Genomic DNA, 17,632 nt, shown 5'->3' on the forward strand with positions numbered 1-17,632 from the left:
CGCACGGATTCCACGGGTGGGCGTCGGCACCGACGTCCACCCGTTCTCGTCGGAGCCGCGCCCCCTCTGGGTCGCGGGCCTCGAATGGCCCGGTGAGGGCCACGGCCTGGCCGGCCACTCCGATGGCGACGTCGCCGCGCACGCCGCCTGCGACGCGCTGCTGTCGGCCTGCGGGCTCGGCGACCTCGGCGCCGTCTTCGGCACCTCCGACCCGCGCTGGGCCGGCGCGTCCGGGGTCGATCTGCTGCGCGAGGTCGCCCGCCTCGCGGCCGACGCCGGCTTCGCCATCGGCAACGTCGCGGTGCAGGTCATCGGCAACCGCCCCAAGATCGGCAAGCGCCGTGCCGAGGCCGAGAAGGTCCTCGGCGAGGCCCTCGGCGGCGCCCCGGTGAGCGTCTCCGCCACCACCACCGACGGCCTGGGCCTGACCGGGCGCGGCGAAGGCCTCGCCGCCATGGCCACCGCCCTGGTCCTCCCCACCTCCTGAGGCAGCGCGTGTCGCGGCCTGTTGCGGCGCGTTGCCGCGCGGCATAGCGGGCTTCTCGGGGCTTATGGTGCGCGGTCCGGGATCTTCACGGCGAAGATGCCTGTGAGCGGCGTCCGGGCTGGCTAGGGTCGCCTTGAAGGCCCACCCCGCAAGGCGTTCACCCCGGAACGAGAGTCATGCCATCTGATCCCACGCGCCCCGGCGGCCCCCGCTACAGCCCGGCCCAGCGGCGGCTGCTCACCGCGACCGCCGGCCTCGTCGTCGTCGCGCTGGCGGCCGGCGCCTACGTGCTGACCTATCCCGTCCTGCGCGAGCTCGCGCTGGCCGGGCGGGCGAGCCGCCGGTGGGCGCCGGTCTACCCGGTGATGGCCGACGCGCTCACCGCCATGACGATCCTCGCCCTGGTGGTCGCCCGGAACGCCCGCTGGTGGAGCCGCGCCCTGCGCTGGGCGCTGCTGCTGCTCCTGCTGGCCGGCGCCGCCGCTGCCGCCGTCCAGCACGCCGTGTGGGGGTACGGCTCGCTGCCGCGCGACGCCGTCCGCGCGGGCGTGGCCGTGGCGCCGCACGTGATGCTGGTGATCGCGGTCTGGCTGTGGCTGACGATGATCAAGCAGATCCGGGTGTCCCGCCCCGCGGCGGACGAGCCCGGGCCCGTCGAGGCGCAGCGCGGCCATGTCAAGGTGCTCCCGGCCCTGGAACCGCCCGCCGCGCTGGAGGCTCCCGCCGCCGCGGACGAGGACGACGCCGCCTACGCCGAGCGCGGCTATGCCGACCACGCGTACGCGCCGCAGCCCCGCCCGCTGGACCTGCTGCCCGTCGGCTCGTCCGAAGCCGAGCACGAACTCGAGCACGCGACCGTCCACGAGTACGAGGCGGCACGCGACCACGAGTACGAGGTGCCGCACGGCCATCGGCCGGAGCTCGACCACGATGACGAACCGTTGTCCCGGCATGACGCGGCCCGCGACGACGACTACGCGGGGGCGCGCGGGCACGAGGACGAGTACGCGCAGGGACGCGAGGTGACGCGCGAGGACGACTACGCGGAGGCGCGCGGCGCGTTGCGCCGGGACTACGACGACGCCGCCGATGCGGACGACGTCGACGATGCCGCCGATGAGCAGGACTACGGCGTCGAGTACGCGGAGGAGTACGAGCGCGAGCCGTCCCCTCCGCTCGATCCGCTTCCCGAGCCCCGTCCGGCGCCCGCGCTGCTGCCGACCGACGTCGAACTGGTCAGGCGCCGCGACGCCGAGGACCCCGAGCCCCGCGAGAAGGCCCGGACGACCCGTCCCGACATCGTGGTCCCCGGCGCCGACGACGCCGACGCCGACGACGCCGACGGAGTCGACAGCGCCCGCGAGGCCGACGACGGCGCGGAGGAGCAGGACATTCCGCCCGCTGACCGTGCCGAGGACCCGGACGCGGGCGACGGCGGCGCCCCTCCGGTCCCGCGCGTCCCGCGCCCGTCGCCCAGCCCGGAGGACGAGCGCGAGCCCGGCGAGGGGCGCATCTGGGACTGGAACCCGCCGCCGTCCGGCAACTTCCGCAGCGGACCGACGCCTCCCGCGGAGTAGCGGAACCGCGGTCCGCGCGGCCGCCGGCAGGGGCCGGGATCCCGCGCGCCCGCGGCCGGTCAGAACGCGGAACACTGGGGAAGATATGTCTCCATGACGACGGTTCCGTGGGTGGAGATCGATGAGGACGACGGCTTCGGCATCGAGAACCTGCCGTACGGCGTGTTCTCGCGTCCCGGGGAGATGCCGCGCGTGGGCGTGGCGATCGGGGCGTACGTTCTCGACCTCGCGGGCCTGTCGGCCGCCGGGCTCGTGGAGGACCGGCACTACTTCGCGTCCGGTTCGCTGAACGCCTTCATGGTGGCCGGACGCGCCGCCTGGCAGGCCAACCGCGCCCGCCTCACCGAGCTGCTGACGGACGCGGCGCACCGCGAGCAGGTGGAACCGCACCTGATCCCCGTGGCCGACGTGGAAGTGCTGCGGCCCATCGAAGTAGCCGACTATGTCGACTTCTACTCGTCCGAGCACCACGCGGCCAACGTGGGACGGATCTTCCGGCCGCAGGGCGAGCCGCTCAAGCCGAACTGGAAGCGCCTGCCGGTCGGCTACCACGGGCGCGCCGGGACGGTGTACCCGTCGGGGACGCCGATCGTCCGGCCGTCCGGGCAGCGCATGACCGGGGTGAGCGAGCCGGAACCGTCGTACGGGCCGTCGCTGCGGCTGGACTTCGAGGCGGAGGTCGGGTTCGTCGCGGGCGTCCCGTCGGTGCCCGGGCGGGGCGTCCCGACCGGCGCCTTCCGCGATCACGTCTTCGGGTTCCTGCTGGTCAACGACTGGAGCGCGCGGGATCTGCAGGCCTGGGAGTCGCAGCCGCTCGGGCCGTTCCTCAGCAAGTCGTTCGCGACGTCGATCTCCCCGTGGGTGGTGCCGGTCGCCGCGCTGGAGCACGCGCGCGTGGACCCGCCCGTCCAGGATCCGGAGCCGCTCGGCTACCTGCGCTGCGACGAGCCGTGGGGCCTCGACCTGCGGCTCGAAGTCCTGATCAACGGGCAGGTCGTGTCCGAGCCGCCGTTCGCCGGGATGTACTGGACGGCGCCGCAGCAGCTCGCGCACGCCACGGTGAACGGCGCGCCGCTGCGCACGGGCGACCTGTTCGCGTCCGGGACGGTGTCGGGTCCGGAGCGCGGCCAGCGCGGCTGCCTGCTGGAACTCGGCTGGAACGGCCGCGAGCCGGTGGACCTCGGCGACGGGACGAAGCGGACGTTCCTGGAGGACGGCGACACGGTGACGATCCGCGCGACGGCGCCGGGCGCCTCGGGGTCGGTCATCTCGCTGGGGGAGGTCGTCGGCACGGTGCATCCGGCACTGTCCTGACGGCCCGGTTATCCACAGAACGACGTTCTGATGCCGTTCGCCGCGCACGGCCGTGAACATGGAGGCGCCGGGGTCGGCGTGCGCCGCCGCGGCAGGGGCGAAGACGTACGGTGAAGGGGACGAGGGCGTCCCCGATGGGAGGCGGCGATGCCGTATTACAGGGCCGTGGGGGAGATCCCGCGGAAGCGTCATGTGCAGTTCCGGCGGCCGGACGGCGGCCTGTACGCCGAGGAGCTGATGGGCGAGGAGGGCTTCACGTCCGACTCCAGCCTGCTGTACCACCGGCACGCTCCGACGGCCATCACCAAGAGCGAGGGCGTGCGGGACGCGGCCGCCGACGGCGCCGGGCTCGCCCCCAACCATCCGCTGCAACCGCGTGCCTACCGCACCCAGGACCTGCCCGAGGGCGGCGACGCGGTCCTCGGCCGGCAGGTCCTGTTCGGCAACGACGACGTCACGCTCTCGTTCGTCGCGGCGGACGCCACCAGCGAGCTGTACCGGAACTCGGCCGGCGCCGAGGTCGTGTACGTCCAGGCCGGGCGCGCGCGGGTCGAGACGACCTACGGGGCGCTCGACGTCGGCGAAGGCGACTACGTGGTCATCCCGACCGGGACCATCCACCGCTGGGTGCTGCCGGAACGGGGCGGCGGACCGTCCCTCAAGGCGCTCGTCATCGAGGCCAGGGGGCACATCAGGCCGCCGAAGCGGTACCTGTCGCAGTACGGGCAGTTCCTGGAGCACGCGCCCTACAGCGAGCGCGACCTGCGCGGCCCGTCCGAGCCGCTGCTGGTGGACGGGGGAGAGGTGCCGGTCCTCGTCCGCAACCGGAACGGGCTGTCGCGCCTGACCTACCTGCGGCACCCGTTCGACGTCGTCGGCTGGGACGGTTACCTCTACCCCTACGTCTTCAACATCAACGACTTCGAGCCCGTCGTGAAGCGGACGCACGCGCCGCCGCCCGTCCACCAGACGTTCGAGGGGCCGGGGTTCGTGATCTGCTCGTTCTGCCCGCGGCCCCTCGACTTCGACGATCAGGCCGTGCCGATCCCGTACAACCACCACAACGTCGACAGCGACGAGATGATGTTCTACGTCGCCGGCGACTACTCCGCCCGCAAGGGCTCGGGCATCGGCATCGGCTCCATCTCGCTGCACCCGTCGGGGTTCACGCACGGGCCGCAGCCGGGCGCCGTCGAGGCGGTGGTGGAGGCGGTGAAGCAGGGGCACGACCGCACCACGGAGATGGCCGTCATGGTCGACACGTTCCGGCCGCTGCGCCTCGGCACCGCGGCGCGCCGCTGCGAGGACACCGAGTACGCGTGGACATGGGCGCGCGCCTCCGGCCAGCGGGAGGGCGATGGCTGACCCGTCCGGGCTCGGCGAGCCGGTCCGGACCTTCGACGCGCGGCCGGCCCGGCGCCGCGCGCTCACCTGGCTGATCGCGCTCGCCGCGGCCGTGGTCGCGCTCGTCCCGGCCGCCGTCGCCGCCGTCCTGTCCGGCCGCGCCTGGCTCGGCGCGCCGCTCACCGTGATCGCCATGGGCTGCGCGGCGGCCGCCGGCTGGATCGCGGGCCGCGGCATCGTGTGGCGGCGCGCCCCCGTGGTGCACCTGTTCACCGGCGGCATCGTGGTCTCCCCGGCTCCCGGGCCTGCGGGCGCCGGGCGCAAGGGTTCCGGTGCGCTGACACGCACACGTCCTGCCGTCGCCGACCCGCCTGGCGACGGTGACACCTGGGGCGATGCCGCGCCCGAGGCGCTGGCGGCCGGCGGCCTCGACGGCGACGCCGGCGTGTTCATGTGGGACGACCTGGTCTCGGTGACGGTCTCCGGCGTCCGGCCGTGGGGCGGGGCCGCTCCACCGTCGGGCGGCGCCGGCCCGGCGAACGGGACCCGATGGCGCTTCACGGTCGTGAGCTCGGACGGACGCGTCCTGCGCTTCGGCGACGAGCTGCCCGGCGTCCGGGCGCTCGGCGAGACGGTCGCCGCCGAGGTGACGCGCCGCGCGGTGCCCCGGCATCTCGCGGCGGTCAAGGCGGGCGAGGCCGTGCGGCTGGGGCCGTTCACCGTCGACCTGGACGGCGTCGAGAAGGACGGGCAGCGGGTCCCGTGGCAGGCGGTCCGCGAGGTCGGGATCGGCGACGGGCTGGTGACCGTGCGCTCGTACGGCGGCCGTCCCGACCTGGCCGCGGTCGCCGGCCACATGCCGGACGCCCTGCCCTTCACCCTGCTCTGCTCCGAGATCAAGGAAATGCTCGGCCCCGCCTAGCCCGCGCCCCGGCCGTCTCCTCTGATCCGTGCCAGACCGCTCGACGCCGCCCCGGCCGCGCACAGCCTGCGCCAACGCGCCGCCATCGTGCCGCCCAGCCACTGGCGTTGCTGCGGAGTGGGATGGGTGGCGATGTCTTGCGGGAGGTTTGGCGGGGTGGGGTGGGGCGGGGTGCTGGAGGCCGGGGGTTGGGGGATTTGGGGGAAGCAGAGATTTCTTCGGGGAGGATGTCGAGGAACCGGCCGCGGCTCCGATCCATGGGTGACGTGCGGCCGCCGAGGGCCGCCCCGACACCGCGTGCGGCCCCGACAAGCCGCACCAGAACGAGGAGACACCGTGAAGTACATGCTGCTGATCTTCAACCGGCCGGGGTTCGTCGAGGAGCTGACCGAGCAGGAGCGGCAGGAGCTGTTCGGCGAGGTCGACGAGATCATGAAGGAGATCACCGAGCGCGGCGAGCTGGTCGTGACCGAGGCGCTCGCCGACCCGTCGACCACCAAGGTCGTGCGGGAGAAGGACGGGCTGCCCGCGGTGACCGACGGCCCGTTCGTGGAGGCGAAGGAGCACCTCGCCGGGTACCTCACCGTCGACTGCGAGAGCCTGGAGCGGGCCGTGGAGATCGCTTCGCGCTGGCCGGACGTCCGGTTCGGCGGGCGGATGGAGGTCCGTCCCGTCATGCACCACGCGGGGAGCGAGATGTGACGGTGCCCGTCGCGGTCGAGGACCTGCTGCGCGAGCTCGCGCCGCAGGTCCTCGGGACCCTCGTCCGCCGGCACGGCGTGTTCGACCAGTGCGAGGACGCCGTCCAGGAGGCGCTGCTCGCCGCGGCCGTCCAGTGGCCGGACGAGGGCGTCCCGCAGAACCCGCGCGGCTGGCTGCTGACCGTCGCGACGCGCCGGCTCACCGACCAGTGGCGCAGCGAGCGCGCGCGCCGCGACCGGGAGGCCGCCGTGGCGCTGCGCGAGGTGCCGGCCGGCGAGGACGGCCCCGGCGAGGACCGGCCCGGCGACCGCGACGACACGCTCACCCTGCTGTTCCTCTGCTGCCATCCCGCGCTGACGCCGTCCTCGCAGGTCGCGCTCACCCTCCGCGCGGTCGGCGGGCTGACGACCGCGCAGATCGGGCGGGCGTTCCTGGTGCCGGAGGCGACGATGGCGCAGCGGATCAGCAGGGCCAAGCAGCGGATCAAGGCGACCGGCGCCCGGTTCGCGCCGCCGCCCCCGGCCGAGCGCGACGACCGCCTCCGCGCGGTCCTGCAGGTCCTGTACCTGATCTTCAACGAGGGGTACACCGCGTCCAGCGGCCCGGACCTGCAGCGCGCCGACCTGACCGCGGAGGCGATCCGGCTGGCGAGGGCCGTGCACCGGCTGCTGCCCGGCGACGGGGAGGTCACCGGCCTGCTCGCCCTGATGCTGCTGACCGACGCGCGCCGGCCCGCCCGCACCGGCGCCAACGGCCTGCTCGTCCCGCTGTCCGAGCAGGACAGGACGCGCTGGGACGCCGAGGCCATCGCCGAGGGCACCCGGCTGATCACCGACGCCCTCACCTGGTCGCCGCCCGGCCCGTACCAGGTGCAGGCCGCGATCGCCGCCGTCCACGCGGAGGCGGCGCGGCCCGAGGACACCGACTGGCCGCAGATCCTCGCCCTGTACCGGCTGCTGTCGCACCTGGCGCCGAACCCGATGGTCACGCTGAACGAGGCCGTCGCGCTCGCGATGGCGCACGGCCCGCGCGCCGGCCTGGACCTGCTGGCGACCCTGGACGGCGACGAGCGGCTGTCCGAGCACCACCGGCTCGCGGCCGTCCGCGCCCACCTGCTGGAGCAGGCGGGCGACGTCGACGCCGCCCGCGACGCCTACCGCGCCGCCGCCCGGGGGACCACCAGCCTCCCCGAGCAGCGCTATCTCGAAGCCCGCATCGCACGACTCGACGGAGAAGACCACGATGGAAACGACGACGCGAACCCTTGACGTCCCCGGCGCCTCCTTGCACTACGAGGTGCGCGGGTCCGGGCCCGTCCTGCTGCTGATCTGCGGCGGGATCTACGACGCGGCGGGCTACGCCGGCCTCGCCGGCCTGCTCGCCGACCGGTACACGGTCGTCACCTACGACCGGCGCGGCAACTCCCGCAGCCCGCTCACCGGCCCGCCCGAGCGCCAGGAGATCGCCGTCCACGCCGACGACGCGTCCCGGCTGCTCGGCGAGGTGGCGGACGGTCCCGCCTACGTGTTCGGCAACAGCTCCGGCGCGCAGATCGCGCTCGAACTGGCGGCGCGGCATCCGGAGCAGGTCCGCGCGCTCGTCGCCCACGAGCCGCCGCTGCTGAGGCTGCTGCCGGACGCCGACCACTGGGAGTCGGTCATCGCGGACGTCGAGCGCGCCTACGAGGACGGCGGCGTGGGCCCGGCGATGGGCGTCTTCGGCGCCGCCATGGGCATGTCCGGCGGCGACGAGCCCGAGAGCGCAGGCGAGCCCGGGAGCGCAGGTGAGTCCGGGAGCGCAGGCGAGTCCGGGAGCGAGGGAGAGCCCGGGGACGCGGGGGAGGCCGAGAGCGCCGGGGAGGCCGCGGGGTCCTCGGAGGCCGCCGAGGCGCCGGGCCCCGAGATGCTGGAGATGTTCGCGCGGTTCGAGAAGAACACCGACTTCTTCGCCGGCTACGAGGTGCCCGGCTTCGGGCGCCACGTCCTCGACGTCGCGGCGCTGCGCGAGTCCCCGGTCCGGATCACGGTCGCCGTCGGCGCGGAGTCCGCCGGCGAGCCGCCGCACCGGGCCGGCCTCGCCCTGGCCGAGCGCCTCGGGAAGCCCGCCGAGACCTACCCCGGCGACCACGGCGGCTTCGGCGCCGAGGCCCCCGCCTTCGCGGACCGCCTCGCCAAGGCCTTCACCTCCTGAATGCGGGAGAGCGCCCCCGGCCCCCTCCAGGCCGGTTCGGAGGGGGCCGGCAGTTCGGGGCGCGGGTGTGCGAGAGTCCGCGCGGGCCGGGGCGGATCCAATAGCCTGTGATTGTGAGTCTGCGCCTTTACGACACCGGTACCCGTAGCGTCCGCACGTTCGAGCCCCTGGAAGAGGGCCGCGTGGGGATGTACGTGTGTGGTGCGACGCCGCAGGCTTCTCCCCACATCGGTCATCTGCGGTCCGGCGTGATCTACGACGTGCTGCTGCGCTGGCTGCGCGCGTCCGGCTACGAGGTGACGTTCGCGCGCAACGTCACCGACGTCGACGACAAGATCATCGCGGTGGCGGCGGAGCGGGGCGTGCCGTGGTTCGCGGTCGCCGAGGGCAACCAGCGGGTCTTCACGCAGGGCTACGACCTGCTCGGCTGCCTGCCGCCGACGATCGAGCCGCGCGCCACCGGGCACGTCCCGGAGATGATCGTGCTGATCCGGCGGCTGATCGAGAAGGGGCACGCCTACACGGCGGCCGGCGACGTGTACTTCGACGTGAAGTCGTGGGCCGACCACTACGGCGAGCTGTCGAACCAGCGGCTGGAGAACATGCGGCCGACCGGCGACACCCCGAACGAGGACGCCAAGCGCGACCCCCGCGACTTCGCCCTGTGGAAGGGCGCGAAGCCCGGCGAGCCCGCCTGGGAGACGCCGTGGGGCGACGGGCGGCCCGGCTGGCACCTGGAATGCTCGGCGATGGCGACCAAGTACCTCGGGCCCGTCTTCGACATCCACGGCGGCGGCGTCGACCTGATCTTTCCGCACCACGAGAACGAGATCGCCCAGTCGCGCGCGGCGGGCGACGGGTTCGCGCGCTACTGGCTGCACAACGGGCTGCTGACGGTGGACGGCGAGAAGATGAGCAAGTCCGTCGGGAACGTGGTGCTGCTGCCCGACCTGCTCGGGAAGGCGCGTCCGGCGGAGATCCGCTACTACCTGGCCTCCGCGCACTACCGGTCGCTGATGGACTACACCGACGCCGCGCTGGCCGAGGCGGTGTCGGCCTACCAGCGCATCGAGGGGTTCGTGACGCGGGCGAGCGAGGTCGTCGGCGCGGGCGAGCCGGCGGGTTCGGTGCCGGAGGCGTTCGCGGCGGCGATGAACGACGACCTCGGCGTCCCGCAGGCGCTCGCGACGCTGCACGAGACCGTCCGCGAGGGCAACAGCGCGCTGGCGGCCGGGGACGAGGACGCGGTCCGCAGGGACCTGGCGTCCGTCCGGGCGATGGCCGGGGTGCTGGGCCTCGACCCGCTGTCGGAGCAGTGGACGCAGGGCGGCGGCGACGATCTGCGTCCCGTCGTGGACGCCCTGGTCGCGGTGGCCCTGGAGCAGCGGCAGGCGGCGCGGGCCCGCAAGGACTACGCGTCCGCCGACGCGATCCGCGACGGCCTCGCCGACGCCGGCATCGTCGTCGAGGACACCCCGCACGGCGCCCGCTGGGAGCTCAAGCGCGACTGACCGCGCCGAACCCCCGTGGGCGGGCGCTCATGGCGGGCGCCGGTTCGCTCCGGCGGGCGCCGCGCACTGGCCGCGGCGGATAAAATTGGACGTTCGCGGGCGTCCGCATGTGCGCGCCCCGGAGATCTCAGCCGCCCGACAAGCCGCGAGGGCGAGCACGCAATCGTCGCGAGGGGCGTACCGAACAATGGCCAAGCGCAAGGGCAAGGGTCCCACCCCCAAGGCCGAGGACCGGCACTGGCACGGCAAGCGCCAGAAGGCGCGGGCCGTCAAGAACGCCAAGCGGACCGGCACCCAGACCATGGGCCCGGGCGCGCGCGCGGCGCGGGCCGCTGAGGGCCGCCCGGCCGCGACGGGACGCCCCGCCGGGGCGCGCCGCGCGAACGGCGAGGTCCCCGAGCTGGTCACCGGCCGGAACCCGGTCGTGGAGGCGCTGCGCGCCGGGGTGCCCGGCAGCACGCTGTACGTGTCGTCGGGCACGGACGAGCGGGTCCGCGAGTCGATCCAGCTCGCCGCCGACCGCGGCATCCCGCTGCTGGAGACCGGCAAGAACGAGCTGGACCGGCTGACCGACGGGGCCGTCCACCAGGGCATCGCGCTACAGGTCAGGCCGTACCGGTACGCGCACCCGGACGACCTGCTCACCGGGACGGCGCCGCTGATCGTCGCGGTCGACGGGATCACCGACCCGCGCAACCTCGGCGCGATCGTCCGGTCCGCGGCGGCGTTCGGCGCCACCGGCGTGGTGGTGCCGGAGCGGCGCGCCGCGGGGGTGAACGCGGGCGCGTGGAAGTCGTCCGCGGGGACGCTCGCGACGATCCCGGTCGCGCAGGCGACGAACCTGGCGCGGCAGCTGAAGGCGTACCAGAAGGCCGGCTGCTTCGTCGCCGGGCTCGACGCGCGCGGCGGCGTGACCGTCGCCGACATGGAGATCGCGGCCGGGCCGTTCGTGCTGGTCGTGGGCTCGGAGGGCAAGGGGCTCGGGCGGCTCGTCGCCGACACCTGCGACATGCTCGTCACGATCCCGATGCCGGGCAAGGCCGAGTCGCTGAACGCCGGGGTGGCCGCCGGGATCGCCCTGTACGAGGTCAGCCGCCTGCGCTCCTGACGGCCGGCGGCCCCTGACGGGCCGCGTTCCTGACGGGCTGCGTTCCTGACGGGCTGCGTTCCTGACGGGCCCCGTTCCTGGGGCCCTGCGTTCCTGGGGCCCTGCGCTCAGCGGGGCGCGGTGGGTCGCGGCGGTCAGGGGGCGCTGTTGCCGGGGCGTTCCTTGAGCATGGCCGTGTACTGGGCGCGGTCGTTGCTGCGCGGTCGGGCGCCGGAGGCCCGCTAGGGACACGTTGCGTCCCCTACCGGCAGCGCAAGGTCACGGCCGCGGCATTGTGACGCGGATCGCTCTCTTTTCGTAAATAATCTCAACGTTCAGAGGATTGACGGTGAGGTAAGCCACGCGCCGCCCTCTCGACGTTGAGACAGACCAAGGAAGGGTGATCCCGATGACCGCCATCGCGGCCCCCCGATCCCTCCGCGACCGCTACGCCGCCGACCTCGGCCTCGCGGCGCTCGCGCCCGCGAGCTGGGGCACCACCTACGTCGTCACCACCACGCTGCTCCCCGACGGCCGACCGCTGCTCGCCGCCACGATGCGCGCCCTGCCCGCCGGGCTGGTGCTCCTCGCCGCCAACCGCCGCCTCCCGAAGGGGTCCTGGTGGTGGAAGTCCGCCGTCCTCGGCGTCCTCAACTTCGGCGCCTTCTTCCCGCTGATCTTCTTCGCCGCCTACCGGCTGCCCGGCGGCGTCGCCGCCACCATCGGATCCGTCCAGCCCCTGGTCGTCGCGGTGCTGTCGCTGCTCGTCCTGCACGCCCGCCCCGCCCGCGCCGTGCTGTACTCGGCGATCGCCGGCACCGGCGGCGTCGCGCTGCTCACCCTCACCGGCGACGCCCGCCTCGACCCGGTCGGCATCGGCGCCATGCTCACCGCCACCTCGCTGATGGCCACGGCGATCGTGCTCGCCAAGAAGTGGGGACGGCCCGAGTCCCCGATCGTCATGACGGGCTGGCAGCTCACCGTCGGCGGCCTCGTCCTCGCCCCGTTCACCCTCGCGTTCGAAGGCGTCCCCGCGTCGCTTACCGGCCAGAACGTCCTCGGCTTCCTCTACCTCGGCATCGTCGGGACCGCCGTCGCGTACGCCCTCTGGTTCCGTGGCATCGACCGGCTGCCGCCCACCTCGGTCTCCCTGCTCGGCCTCACCAACCCGATGGTCGCGACCCTCGCCGGGCTGCTGATCCTCGGCCAGACCCTCACCGCCTGGCAGATCGTCGGGTTCACCGTCGCGCTCGGCGCCCTCGTCGCCGGCCAGGCCCTCAACCGCCGGTCATGAACCGCCGCCCTGCAGCACGCCGAGGCGCCGCCGCTCCAGGAACGCGATCTCGACCTCGTCCTGTGTGCGCGCGAGCGCCTCACCGTAGGCCTTGGCGGCCTCCGCGTCCCGCCCCGACCGCCGCAGCAGATCCGCACGGATCGCATGGAACAGGTAGTAGCGGTCGAGGTCGAGGGCCTCGACCAGCGGAAGCGCCGCGTCCACCCCCTCCACCTCCGCCACCGCGACCGCCCGGTTCAACGCCACCACCGGACTCGGCGCCACCGCCATGAGCTGGTCGTACAGCGCGAGCACCTGCCGCCAGTCCGTCGGCGGACGGCTGTGCACCGCGTTGATCGCCGCCTGAACCTGGTACGGCCCCGGACGGTTCCGCCGCAGGCACCACCGCACCAGCTCCCGCCCCTCCTCCGCCATCGCCCCGTCCCAGAGCCCCGGATCCTGATCCGCGAGCAGCACCAGCTCACCGCCCCGCACCCGCGCCGCCCGCCGCGACTCCACCAGCAGCATCAACCCGAGCAGCCCCCGCACCTCCGGCTCGTCCGGCAGCAGCTCCAGCAGCACCCGGCCCAGCCGGATCGCCTCCGCCGCCGTCGCCTCCCGCCGGTACCCCTCGTTGAACACCAGGTAGACCACCGCGAGGACCCCCGCCAGCCGCCCCGGCAGCTCCTCCGCCTCCGGCACCCGGTACGGGACCCGCGCCTCCCGGATCCGCGCCTTCGCCCGCACCAGCCGCTGCGCCATCGTCCTCTCCGGCACCAGGAACGCCCGCGCGATCTCCGCCGTCGACAGCCCGCCCACCATCCGCAACGTCAACGCCACCCGCGCCGCCATCCCCAGCACCGGATGGCAGCACGTGAACAGCAGCCGCAACCGGTCGTCCCCGACGGCCGGCTCCGGTTTCGCCTCCGCCGGACCGCTCAGCAGCACCGCCTGCGCGTGCTTCCCCGCCCGCGCGCCCTCCCGCCGCAGCCGGTCGATCGCCCGGTTCCGCGCCGTCGTGATGATCCACCCCGCCGGGCTCGGCGGCGGCCCGTCCACCGGCCACCGCCGCACCGCCTCGGCGAACGCGTCCTGCACGGCCTCCTCCGCGACGTCCAGATCCCCGAACGCCCGGACCAGCACCGCCACCGCGCGGCCGTGCTCCTCCCGGAACGCCCGCTCGACGTCGTCAGCACTCACCCTGGAAGGGTCGCACCTCCACCGGCAGCCCCGTCACCCGCGAGTACCGCCCGGCCCACCACAGCGCCTCGTCCTGGGTCTCCATCTTGACGATCGTGAACCCGCCGACGTGCTCCTTGCTCTCGGTGTATGGCCCGTCCGTCGCGATCACGTCATCGCCCTCGACCCGCACCACCGCGCTGTCGCCCGGCTCGTGCAGCGGGCACCCGAACACCCACGCCTCCGACAGCTCCAGCTCCCGCCGGATCTCCCCGAGCTGCTCCATCACCTTCTCCAGCTCCTCCGGCGGCGGCTTCTCGCCCACGGGCTGGATGATGTTGAACACGTACCGCTTCATGCGTCCTCCTGTTTCCGATAGGTCGCGATGACGACCCCGGTCGTCGTCGTGACGGCGTCCACCAGCCGCAGGTTCTCCGAGAACCCCGCGAACAATCGCCGCCCCGTCCCCAGCACCACCGGATGGGTCTGCAGCAGGTACTCGTCCACCAGCCCCAGCCGCGCCAGCGACCCCACGAGCTCCCCGCTGCCGAGCACCGTCAGCCCCACCTCCCGCTCCTTGATCCCCGCCGCCGCGGCGACGTCGTCCACGAGCACCGAGTTCTGCCACGGCAGCGGCTCCCGCAGCGTCCGCGACACGACGTACTTGCGCGTCCGGTTCAGCACCTCGGTGTACGGGTTGTCCTTCCGCGCGGGCCACACGGCGCGGAAGTCCTCGTACGTCCGCCGGCCGAGCAGGATCGCCCCGTCCCCGCCCATCCGCTTGCCCATCTCGGACGCCATGACCTCGTCATTCCCGGGAATCCCCCAACCACCGTGCGGGAACCCGTCCCGTTCGTCCTCGTCCGCCCGCGCCGGCGCCTGCATCACCCCGTCGAGCGTCACGTGCTCCACTACGGTCAACTTCCCCACGAGCCGATCTCCTCACCTTCGGGCCGGCCCACCGCCGCCCCCTCGCCCCCTACACGAAGACCGTCCCCCCATATCGACACCGGCACCGCGGATTCTTCAGCCACCTCCACGCGCCCGCTGGACGAGCATCGGCACCAGCCGCTCCCTCCACGTAGGCAGATGGACGGACCCGCTGGACATCCCGCCGTGCGCGAACTCCTCCCGGTACACGTGCTCCTCACGCGCCGTCCTCAGATCCACGCCCACCACGACGCGAAAAGCATCGAGCAGCAAGCCCTCGACCTCGCTCGCCTCGGCCGGCACAGGCGTCCCCCGCAGACGTTCCTGAAGTGCCCGCCACACATACGGATCTCCCCGAAGCCCCCACCGCTCCGGCTGTACCTCGAACAACTCATCCATCATCACGCCCCCATACTCCCGCCGCGGGTGGTCCCGGTGGGCGGGGAGCGGAACTCATCCCGGTGGCATCGCTCGGGCTTCGTCGCGGGCTTGGACGTGGAGGAACGCCTCGGCGAGAGCGGTCACGTGGCGGCGCTTCCAGACGAGGACGTGCGGCCGGTGGACCACAAGCCGGGTCAGGCGGATCGTCGCGAGGAAGGCACCGGCGCGAGCGACGGCGGTCTCCGGGAGCAGCGCGATGCGCGGCTGTGACGGAGCAGGTCGGTGAGGGTGTTGAGGTCGTTGGTCTCCGCCTGGATCCGAGGCGTGAAGCCAACCTCGGCGCAGGCGGCCTCCAAGGCCGCGCGCAACTCGGTCCCCTGGGTGAGCGTGAGAAAAGGCATCAGCGAGTGCGGCGGGAGGAGATTGGGCGAGCGGATGGTCTGCGGCCACGGCCAGCACGAGCGGTTCGGCGGCAAGCGACCAGGAACCGATTAACCCCAGCACTGCACATCTGTAGACCCAAAGGCGAGAACGCCTCTGTGGCCGGATAAAGACAGATGTCCCGGCGGACGTGAACGGGCTGCGGATGGCGGGCGTCTCAGGTGCGCGTCACTCGAATTCTGCGCTGGGAGGCCTGAAGCGTGTATCCGCCACCGCCCCGGACGCCGGCCCCGCCGCCGCATCAGCCGCACCACATTCCCACTGGTGGTGTCATCGTGCTTGTCGCCCTGGCCTTGGTCGTCGGCATCGGAATCGGTGCGGGTGCCAAAGGATCGGGTGACGACCCGCCGGCGACTTCCGCCGCAGCGCCGATGCCGATCCCCTCCACGGTGACGGTGACGATCACCGAGTACGAGGACGCCGTTCTCCCCTCCAAGGCGCCCGCGAAAGCGAAGCCCCGACCGAAGCCGCACCCGACGAAAGAGGCGCCGGCCGCACCGAAGACCGACCCGCGTTTCGCAACCTGCGCAGCGGCGAAAGCGCACGGATACGGCCCGTACGTTGAGGGCGTGGACCCCGAGTACTCCTGGTACATCGACCGCGACGGCGACGGCACCGTCTGCGAATAGCGGGTCAGCGCCGCTTTCGCGGAAAACGGCCGCTCCGGCCGACCAGTGCGGTAATCGCGCGCGGCTCGATGCCGATTCGCCGCCCTCTACGGCCGGGTCAGGGTGGCCATCACGCGATCCGGTTCCCAGTGGGCGCGGAACGAGGTGATCAGGCCCTCCTCATCCACCGTGTAGACGGTCAGGCAGTCGATCGTCATGGTGGTCCCGCCGTCCAGCGTCACGGTGATGGTGACGACGTTGGCGCAGGCGGGGCCGTTGGCGAACGAGTCGCTCACCCGGAAGTGGTACTCGCGCACCCGGGCGATGTTCTCGTCCCAGAACCGCTCGATCCCGTCCGGCCCGCGGTGCCCCTTGCCCTCCGGATCGAGCATCGAGGGGCCGACGGGGTCCTCGATGACGGCGTCCGGGCCGAACAGGGCGAGCCACTCCTGCTTGCGCCCGGCGGCGGCCGCGTCCATCGCCGCGCGCACGGCCCGGCGTGCGGGGTGGTCGCCGTCCGGCGCGTCCCAGGTGACTGCGGTCATGGTGGAAACTGTAACGTGTTCTCGTTTCCGGTCAACGGCCTCCCCGTCCGGGGCGGCACCTTGATCCCCCTCCCGTGAGCGGAAGGGGGCTCTGAAAGTGGGAGCCGGCGAGGGGACTTGAACCCCTAACCTTCTGTTTACAAGACAGATGCTCTGCCAATTGAGCTACGCCGGCGGGCTCGTCCCGCATCGTAGTCGACCGCGGCGGGGGTTCGCGCGGGGGTTTCGGGGCGGCGGCGCAGGTGATTCGCGGTGGTGAGCGGGCACAGGGCGTACGTGAACATTACGGGGATCATCACCGCGATCGTCATCGGCGCGATCATCGGGGCGCTGGGGCGGTTGCTGCTGCCGGGACGGCAGCCCATCGGGATCGTGCTGACCGTGCTGATCGGGATCGTCGCGGCGATCGTGGGGACCGCGATCGCGCAGAAGGCCGGCGTCGCCACGACGTCCGGGATCGACTGGATCGAGCTGGTCTTCCAGGTCGGGCTGGCCGTGATCGGGGTCGCGGCCGTCGCGGCGTGGCGGCGGAACCGGCGGCGTACGAGATGAGCTAGCGGGAGCCCAGGGCCTTCGTGGTCTTGGGGGTGGGGGCGCCGCCGGGGCGGCGTTCCGGGGTGGGGCTGAGGAAGCCCTTCTTGCGGGCCAGGTGCACCCAGTTCGCGGCGGCGCGCCAGGGGGCGCCGCAGGCGTCGGCGAGCATGTGGACGGGGTTGGGGTAGCCGAGGTCGACGTAGGCGCAGTAGACGGCCGCGACGAGGGCGAAGAACTCGTCGGGGCGGCCCTTGCGGCCCGGACGGGGCGCCGCCTCGACCATGCGGCGGATCTCGCGGGCCTCGGCGACGGGGAGCGCGGTGGTGCGGGCGGCGTGCAGGACGTCGCTGGTCAGCTCCGGGAGCGGGACGGCCCGGAGGGTGCCGGTGGTGAGGCCGCGGGAGACGAGGCGGGGGTCCGCGTCGGGGTGCGGGCGGATCGTCATCTCGGTGGGGCCGCCGGTCGCCGGGGCGGGCCAGCGGAGGGTGATCTCCCAGGCGCCCACGCGGATGCGCCGCTCGACCGTCATGCCGACATACTGTCAAACATTCGCGCAATTGCGCAATTGTTGTGACGTGCGAGACTGGGGCGGTGAGCGGGAGCGGGG

The 17,632-nt window shown here is 73.4% G+C and carries 20 protein-coding genes and 1 tRNA gene; 14 read left to right on the top strand and 7 right to left on the bottom strand.

The features are described from left to right. The first annotated feature begins 16 nt into the window (after window positions 1–16). From ispF to AB0C78_RS03070, 11 genes are all read left to right on the top strand, one after another. Window positions 17–487, top strand: coding sequence for a 2-C-methyl-D-erythritol 2,4-cyclodiphosphate synthase (gene ispF / locus AB0C78_RS03020; RefSeq protein WP_360741014.1), 471 nt, complete (start codon window positions 17–19; stop codon window positions 485–487). A gap of 176 nt (window positions 488–663) precedes the next feature. Further along, the gene (locus AB0C78_RS03025) at window positions 664–2,064 is read left to right on the top strand and encodes a hypothetical protein (protein WP_360741016.1); all 1,401 of its coding nucleotides are present in this window, start codon (window positions 664–666) and stop codon (window positions 2,062–2,064) included. 93 nt (window positions 2,065–2,157) lie between these two features. Next, window positions 2,158–3,378, top strand: coding sequence for a fumarylacetoacetase (gene fahA, locus AB0C78_RS03030; RefSeq protein WP_360741018.1), 1,221 nt, complete (start codon window positions 2,158–2,160; stop codon window positions 3,376–3,378). A gap of 147 nt (window positions 3,379–3,525) precedes the next feature. Beyond that, window positions 3,526–4,743: a homogentisate 1,2-dioxygenase domain-containing protein gene (locus AB0C78_RS03035; RefSeq protein ID WP_360741020.1), complete on the top strand. Its 1,218-nt coding sequence runs from the start codon at window positions 3,526–3,528 to the stop codon at window positions 4,741–4,743. Further along, complete coding sequence (locus tag AB0C78_RS03040) at window positions 4,736–5,644, top strand: DUF6585 family protein (protein WP_360741022.1); 909 nt, start codon at window positions 4,736–4,738, stop codon at window positions 5,642–5,644. Before AB0C78_RS03035 ends, AB0C78_RS03040 begins: the two co-directional genes overlap by 8 nt. Before the next feature lie 345 nt (window positions 5,645–5,989). Continuing rightward, window positions 5,990–6,346: a YciI family protein gene (locus tag AB0C78_RS03045; protein ID WP_360741105.1), complete on the top strand. Its 357-nt coding sequence runs from the start codon at window positions 5,990–5,992 to the stop codon at window positions 6,344–6,346. 2 nt (window positions 6,347–6,348) lie between these two features. Continuing rightward, window positions 6,349–7,614, top strand: a complete 1,266-nt coding sequence (locus tag AB0C78_RS03050) for a DUF6596 domain-containing protein (RefSeq protein ID WP_360741107.1) — start codon at window positions 6,349–6,351, stop codon at window positions 7,612–7,614. Further along, window positions 7,589–8,536: an alpha/beta fold hydrolase gene (locus AB0C78_RS03055; protein ID WP_360741024.1), complete on the top strand. Its 948-nt coding sequence runs from the start codon at window positions 7,589–7,591 to the stop codon at window positions 8,534–8,536. The genes AB0C78_RS03050 and AB0C78_RS03055 overlap by 26 nt, the downstream gene beginning before the upstream one ends. Window positions 8,537–8,649: 113 nt before the next feature. After that, entirely contained in the window at window positions 8,650–10,047 is a 1,398-nt protein-coding gene (cysS, locus tag AB0C78_RS03060) for a cysteine--tRNA ligase (RefSeq protein WP_151539073.1), read from the top strand. Between the two features lie 187 nt (window positions 10,048–10,234). Next, window positions 10,235–11,155, top strand: coding sequence for a 23S rRNA (guanosine(2251)-2'-O)-methyltransferase RlmB (gene rlmB, locus AB0C78_RS03065; RefSeq protein WP_360741026.1), 921 nt, complete (start codon window positions 10,235–10,237; stop codon window positions 11,153–11,155). 388 nt (window positions 11,156–11,543) lie between these two features. Next, a complete protein-coding gene (locus AB0C78_RS03070; protein WP_360741028.1) occupies window positions 11,544–12,428 on the top strand; it encodes an EamA family transporter in 885 nt (294 codons plus the stop codon). Here the strand turns inward: AB0C78_RS03070 and AB0C78_RS03075 are convergent. The 4 genes from AB0C78_RS03075 to AB0C78_RS03090 form a co-directional block, all read right to left on the bottom strand. Continuing rightward, window positions 12,423–13,607 (bottom strand): sigma-70 family RNA polymerase sigma factor, encoded by a 1,185-nt coding sequence (locus AB0C78_RS03075; protein ID WP_360741030.1) that lies wholly within the window; start codon window positions 13,605–13,607, stop codon window positions 12,423–12,425. The two genes, AB0C78_RS03070 and AB0C78_RS03075, sit on opposite strands and share 6 nt — an antisense overlap. Next, a complete protein-coding gene (locus AB0C78_RS03080; protein WP_360741032.1) occupies window positions 13,597–13,944 on the bottom strand; it encodes a YciI family protein in 348 nt (115 codons plus the stop codon). Before AB0C78_RS03080 ends, AB0C78_RS03075 begins: the two co-directional genes overlap by 11 nt. Next, a complete protein-coding gene (locus AB0C78_RS03085; RefSeq protein ID WP_360741034.1) occupies window positions 13,941–14,516 on the bottom strand; it encodes a dihydrofolate reductase family protein in 576 nt (191 codons plus the stop codon). The genes AB0C78_RS03080 and AB0C78_RS03085 overlap by 4 nt, the downstream gene beginning before the upstream one ends. 96 nt (window positions 14,517–14,612) lie before the next feature. Next, complete coding sequence (locus tag AB0C78_RS03090; RefSeq protein WP_360741036.1) at window positions 14,613–14,921, bottom strand: hypothetical protein; 309 nt, start codon at window positions 14,919–14,921, stop codon at window positions 14,613–14,615. Between the two features lie 84 nt (window positions 14,922–15,005). On the opposite strand from AB0C78_RS03090, the gene AB0C78_RS03095 reads away from it, so the two are divergent. Both AB0C78_RS03095 and AB0C78_RS03100 read left to right on the top strand, forming a co-directional pair. Next, window positions 15,006–15,167, top strand: a complete 162-nt coding sequence (locus AB0C78_RS03095; RefSeq protein ID WP_360741038.1) for a hypothetical protein — start codon at window positions 15,006–15,008, stop codon at window positions 15,165–15,167. Between the two features lie 446 nt (window positions 15,168–15,613). Then, a complete protein-coding gene (locus tag AB0C78_RS03100; protein ID WP_360741040.1) occupies window positions 15,614–15,967 on the top strand; it encodes an excalibur calcium-binding domain-containing protein in 354 nt (117 codons plus the stop codon). An 86-nt stretch (window positions 15,968–16,053) separates the two neighbouring features. Here AB0C78_RS03100 and AB0C78_RS03105 read toward each other — a convergent pair whose 3' ends face one another. After that, on the bottom strand, window positions 16,054–16,491 hold the full coding sequence (locus AB0C78_RS03105) for a nuclear transport factor 2 family protein (RefSeq protein ID WP_360741042.1): 438 nt from the start codon (window positions 16,489–16,491) through the stop codon (window positions 16,054–16,056). A gap of 102 nt (window positions 16,492–16,593) precedes the next feature. After that, window positions 16,594–16,666: transfer RNA gene (locus AB0C78_RS03110), tRNA-Thr, on the bottom strand. A gap of 101 nt (window positions 16,667–16,767) precedes the next feature. On the opposite strand from AB0C78_RS03110, the gene AB0C78_RS03115 reads away from it, so the two are divergent. Further along, a complete protein-coding gene (locus AB0C78_RS03115; protein ID WP_151539083.1) occupies window positions 16,768–17,043 on the top strand; it encodes a GlsB/YeaQ/YmgE family stress response membrane protein in 276 nt (91 codons plus the stop codon). A gap of 1 nt (window position 17,044) precedes the next feature. Here the strand turns inward: AB0C78_RS03115 and AB0C78_RS03120 are convergent, their stop codons facing one another. After that, on the bottom strand, window positions 17,045–17,554 hold the full coding sequence (locus AB0C78_RS03120; protein ID WP_360741044.1) for a hypothetical protein: 510 nt from the start codon (window positions 17,552–17,554) through the stop codon (window positions 17,045–17,047). Window positions 17,555–17,632: the final 78 nt, after the last annotated feature.

The sequence above is a fragment of the Actinomadura sp. NPDC048394 genome (assembly GCF_040651755.1).
Taxonomy (GTDB): Bacteria; Actinomycetota; Actinomycetes; order Streptosporangiales; family Streptosporangiaceae; genus Spirillospora; species Spirillospora montaniterrae.

What these genes read in the sequence shown, in the direction of transcription:
- AB0C78_RS03025 (WP_360741016.1), top strand. Translation starts at nt 664, where the DNA reads ATGCCATCTGATCCCACGCGCCCCGGCGGCCCCCGCTACAGCCCGGCC.
- fahA (WP_360741018.1), top strand. Translation starts at nt 2,158, where the DNA reads ATGACGACGGTTCCGTGGGTGGAGATCGATGAGGACGACGGCTTCGGC.
- AB0C78_RS03035 (WP_360741020.1), top strand. Translation starts at nt 3,526, where the DNA reads ATGCCGTATTACAGGGCCGTGGGGGAGATCCCGCGGAAGCGTCATGTG.
- AB0C78_RS03040 (WP_360741022.1), top strand. Translation starts at nt 4,736, where the DNA reads ATGGCTGACCCGTCCGGGCTCGGCGAGCCGGTCCGGACCTTCGACGCG.
- AB0C78_RS03045 (WP_360741105.1), top strand. Translation starts at nt 5,990, where the DNA reads ATGCTGCTGATCTTCAACCGGCCGGGGTTCGTCGAGGAGCTGACCGAG.
- AB0C78_RS03055 (WP_360741024.1), top strand. Translation starts at nt 7,589, where the DNA reads ATGGAAACGACGACGCGAACCCTTGACGTCCCCGGCGCCTCCTTGCAC.
- rlmB (WP_360741026.1), top strand. Translation starts at nt 10,235, where the DNA reads ATGGCCAAGCGCAAGGGCAAGGGTCCCACCCCCAAGGCCGAGGACCGG.
- AB0C78_RS03070 (WP_360741028.1), top strand. Translation starts at nt 11,544, where the DNA reads ATGACCGCCATCGCGGCCCCCCGATCCCTCCGCGACCGCTACGCCGCC.
- AB0C78_RS03080 (WP_360741032.1), bottom strand. Translation starts at nt 13,944, where the DNA reads ATGAAGCGGTACGTGTTCAACATCATCCAGCCCGTGGGCGAGAAGCCG.
- AB0C78_RS03105 (WP_360741042.1), bottom strand. Translation starts at nt 16,491, where the DNA reads ATGACCGCAGTCACCTGGGACGCGCCGGACGGCGACCACCCCGCACGC.
- AB0C78_RS03120 (WP_360741044.1), bottom strand. Translation starts at nt 17,554, where the DNA reads ATGACGGTCGAGCGGCGCATCCGCGTGGGCGCCTGGGAGATCACCCTC.